The following is a 3,467-nucleotide window of genomic DNA, read 5'->3' as shown; positions in this document are numbered from 1 at the left end:
GTCGGTCTGCAGCTTCTTCAGGAAGCCGAAGCGGCCGAAATATTCCTTCATCACCCCGCCGCCGATGGACAGCGCGATGCGGCCGGTGCCGATGTTCGACGAATAAATGAAGATCTCCGGCACCGACAGGCGGCGGTGCTTGCCGTGGAAATCCTTGATGGAGAAGCGGCCGATGCGCAGCGGCACCGAGGCATCGAACACGGAATCGAGCGTGATGCGGCCGACATCGAGCGCGGCGGCGATGGTGAAGGTCTTGAACACCGAGCCCAGCTCGAACACGCCGGCGGTGGCGCGGTTCATCTTGTCCTTCTCCAGCGCCTCGACCGGGTCGTTGGAATCGAAATCCGGCACCGAGCTCATGGCGATGACCTCGCCGCTGCGCACGTCGAGCACCATGCCGATGGCGGCCTGCGCGTTATAGCGCTCCATCGCCTGAATCAGCTCGTCGCGCACCGCGTGCTGCACGCGCAGGTCAAGGGATGTGCGCACCGGCTCCAGATTGCGGGTCTGGGCGAAGCCCAGCGCGTGGAGTTCGGCAAGCCCCTGATTGTCGATGGTCTTTTCCAGCCCGGCGATGCCCTGATTGTCGACGTTGACGCCGCCCAGAATGTGCGCGGCAACATTGCCGCCGGGATAGAAGCGGCGGTTCTCCTGCAGGAAGCCGATGCCGGGAATGCCGAGATCGTAGATCTGACGCTGGCGGGCGGGCGAAAGCTCGCGCTTCAGCCAGATGAAGCCGGCGCGCGAGGCCAGCCGCGTGCGGGTGGCGGCATCGCCCAGTTCGGGCAGAATGGCCGACAGCAGTTCCGTCGCCTCGTCGGCATCCAGCACCTTGCGCGGCTCGGCGAACAGCGACACCGAGCGGATGTCGGTGGCCAGCACTTCGCCGTTGCGGTCGGTGATGTCGGGTCGGGCCGCGGAAACCGCGTCCTGCGCCGAGCGCCAGGCGGTGGCGGCATGGTCGGGCGCCATCGCCAGCAGCGTCAGCCGGCCGACGAACACCACCAGCAGCAGGCCGAAGGCGATCATGGCGAGGCCGATGCGGCCGCGGTTGATGCGCGGGCTGGAGAAGAAGAAGCTCCACAGACCGGCCAGAACACCGCGCAGGCCGCGGCGCGGCCGGCCCGCATCCGGTGCCGTCTCGCCGGCGATCGGGGCAGGGGACGTCATGGTATTGCTCATGGCGCTCCTCACTCTTGGCCCGCGGCGGGGCCGTTCCCTGGAGCCCCGGCGGGCCCGTTGCCTTCGCCGGACAGAAGCTCGTCGATGCTGCCGACGCCGTCCTGCACGTCATCGCCCGCGTCGCCGGCTTCCGCGGCCGGTGCTGCGGCGCCCGCTGCGGGCTGCGGCACCGGCGCGGCTGCCGTTGCCGGCGGCGCGGTTGCGGCAGCCGGCACGGCGCCGGCCCCGCCGGACAGCAGCGCATCGATGGCATCGCCCTGCCGGGGGGCTGCCGGGGCGCTGGCCACGGGGCCCGGTCCGGCCGCCGGCGGCTGCGGCGCGGCGCCGTCTTCGCCCGCGGCCTGTGCCGGGCGGGCGGGGATGTCGGACAGGGTCGCGATCTGCGTCGTCGGATCCAGCAGCTGCAGGTGCAGCACGCTGGCATAGCGCGTGGCGATCCCCTGCAGCCGCTCCGGCTGGTCGAGCAGCGCCCATTCCGCCTTGAGGTCGGCAATCCGGTCGCGCTCGGCGGCGATCTGGCGTTTCAGCTTCGTGACCTCGGCGGCCGCGATGGCGCTGTTGCGCTTCTCCTCGAAGGCGACGGCGGCCACTGCAATGGCGGCGAGTGCGATGACGGCGGACAGGATGCGGCCGTAAGGAACCCGGATCATGGCTCACACCTCCCCGGTCGCGTCGAACGGCGGCACGCCGAATTCCGCCGGCGCCAGCGCGCGCGCCGGTGCCTGCGTGCGCACGGCGGCCCGCAGGCGGGCGGACCGGGCGCGCGGATTGGCGCGAATCTCATCCTCGCCGGGGGCTGTCACACCGCGACTCTCCAGCCGGAAGGTTGCCGGCGGCACGCTTGCCTCAGGCAGGTGCCGCGATCCGCCGGCCCGCTCGCGCGAGCGGTCGGCGAGGAAGCGCTTGACGATGCGGTCTTCCAGACTGTGGAACGAGACCACGGCCAGCCGGCCGCCGGGCTTCAGCGCCCGCTCGGCCGCGGCCAGCGCCCCGATCAGTTCGTCCAGCTCGCGGTTCACCGCAATGCGCAGGCCCTGAAAGCTGCGCGTGGCGGGGTGGATGCCATCGCCCGATTTCGGCACCACGCGCGCGATCAGACCGGCCAGATCGAGCGTGCGGGTGAACGGCTGTTCCGCCCGGCGGGCCACGATGGCGCGCGCCACGGCGCGCGAGCGGCGCTCCTCGCCATAAAGCCACAGCAGGCGCGCCAGATCGGCTTCGGGCAGATGGTTGACGAGATCGGCCGCGTCCGGCCCTTCCTGCGACATGCGCATGTCGAGCGGGCCGTCGAAGCGGAACGAGAAGCCGCGGTCCGCCTCGTCGAGCTGCATGGAGGAGACGCCGATATCGAGCACCACGCCATCGACGAGGCCGCCGCCGCTGCTGCCGTCCTGCGTGAAGGCATCGTCGGCCAGCACCCCGGCGGCGTGGATATCGAGATCGGAAAAACGGCCATGGACCAGCGTCAGGTGACCGCCCGCCGCCGCCTCGATGGCGCGGCCGGCCGCAATGGCGTCGGGGTCGCGGTCGATGGCGATGACATCGGCCCCGGCCTCAAGCAAGGCGCGGCTGTAGCCGCCGGCGCCGAAGGTGCCGTCGACGATGTGCATGCCCGGCGCCGGCGCGAGGGCGGCCAGCACCTCCGCCAGCATCACCGGACGGTGACGGGTGCCGACGGGGGGAAGGGCGGAAAGACCGGGGGCGGGGGCTGCCATCAGCGGCCCTCCGGTGCAGAGGGGGCGGCCGGCTGCAGCATGGCGAGCGCACGGCGCATCGCTTCCGCCCGGTGGGCGGCAAAGCGCTGCGGTTCCCAGATCTGGAACTTATAGCCCTGCCCGACGAACACGAGTTCGCCCTCGATGCCGGTCTGGGCCCGGATGCTGTCGCTCACCGAAATGCGTCCCTCGCCATCAATCTTCAGAACCTCGCTGATGCCGTAAAGGGCGGTGGCAACGAAGTCGTGCTCGGCCGTCAGGGCCTGAAAGCCGGAAAGCCGCTTTTCGATTTCGGCGATGAGGGCATTGCCGCCGGCATCCACGGCCGGCTGATGCGGGGAGGGGAAGCAATAAAGCCCCTCGAACCCGTCCCGGGCCAGCACGGCACGGAACGGCGCCGGGACGGAGACCCGCCCCTTGGCATCGAGCCGCATCGTGAAGTGGGACACATAACCGTGCATCGCCTCACCCGCCCGACCGCAAGTACGCTCAAAGATTGCGCTGCGGCGCGGGACCGACCGGAAACCGCCGGAGACCCTCGGCAAAGGACGCAACTGATACGAAAGCCGG

Annotated in this window: 4 protein-coding genes and 1 other RNA gene (1 of these 5 cut by a window edge); all 5 read right to left on the bottom strand. The window is 70.6% G+C overall.

Annotation, left to right across the window (positions count from 1 at the left end; all coding sequences use genetic code 11):
* The coding region (locus V7067_RS15075; protein WP_334176725.1) for a penicillin-binding transpeptidase domain-containing protein at positions 1–1,170 on the bottom strand (1,170 nt) is incomplete at its 3' end.
* Positions 1,171–1,190: 20 nt separating this feature from the next.
* A complete protein-coding gene (locus V7067_RS15070) occupies positions 1,191–1,832 on the bottom strand; it encodes a hypothetical protein (protein ID WP_334176724.1) in 642 nt (213 codons plus the stop codon).
* A gap of 3 nt (positions 1,833–1,835) precedes the next feature.
* The gene (rsmH, locus tag V7067_RS15065) at positions 1,836–2,897 is read right to left on the bottom strand and encodes a 16S rRNA (cytosine(1402)-N(4))-methyltransferase RsmH (RefSeq protein WP_334176723.1); all 1,062 of its coding nucleotides are present in this window, start codon (positions 2,895–2,897) and stop codon (positions 1,836–1,838) included.
* The gene (locus tag V7067_RS15060) at positions 2,897–3,358 is read right to left on the bottom strand and encodes a division/cell wall cluster transcriptional repressor MraZ (RefSeq protein ID WP_334176722.1); all 462 of its coding nucleotides are present in this window, start codon (positions 3,356–3,358) and stop codon (positions 2,897–2,899) included. Before V7067_RS15060 ends, rsmH begins: the two co-directional genes overlap by 1 nt.
* 85 nt (positions 3,359–3,443) lie before the next feature.
* Positions 3,444–3,467: RNase P RNA component class A (gene rnpB / locus V7067_RS15055), an RNA gene on the bottom strand (it continues 442 nt past the right edge of the window).

Origin of the sequence: Pseudoxanthobacter sp. (assembly GCF_036822375.1) — a bacterium.
Lineage (GTDB): Bacteria > Pseudomonadota > Alphaproteobacteria > Rhizobiales > Segnochrobactraceae > Pseudoxanthobacter.
Note: the sequence above shows the minus strand (reverse complement) of the source record. Positions and strands in the feature narration are given on the sequence as shown.

What these genes read in the sequence shown, in the direction of transcription:
- V7067_RS15070 (WP_334176724.1), bottom strand. Translation starts at nt 1,832, where the DNA reads ATGATCCGGGTTCCTTACGGCCGCATCCTGTCCGCCGTCATCGCACTC.
- rsmH (WP_334176723.1), bottom strand. Translation starts at nt 2,897, where the DNA reads ATGGCAGCCCCCGCCCCCGGTCTTTCCGCCCTTCCCCCCGTCGGCACC.
- V7067_RS15060 (WP_334176722.1), bottom strand. Translation starts at nt 3,358, where the DNA reads ATGCACGGTTATGTGTCCCACTTCACGATGCGGCTCGATGCCAAGGGG.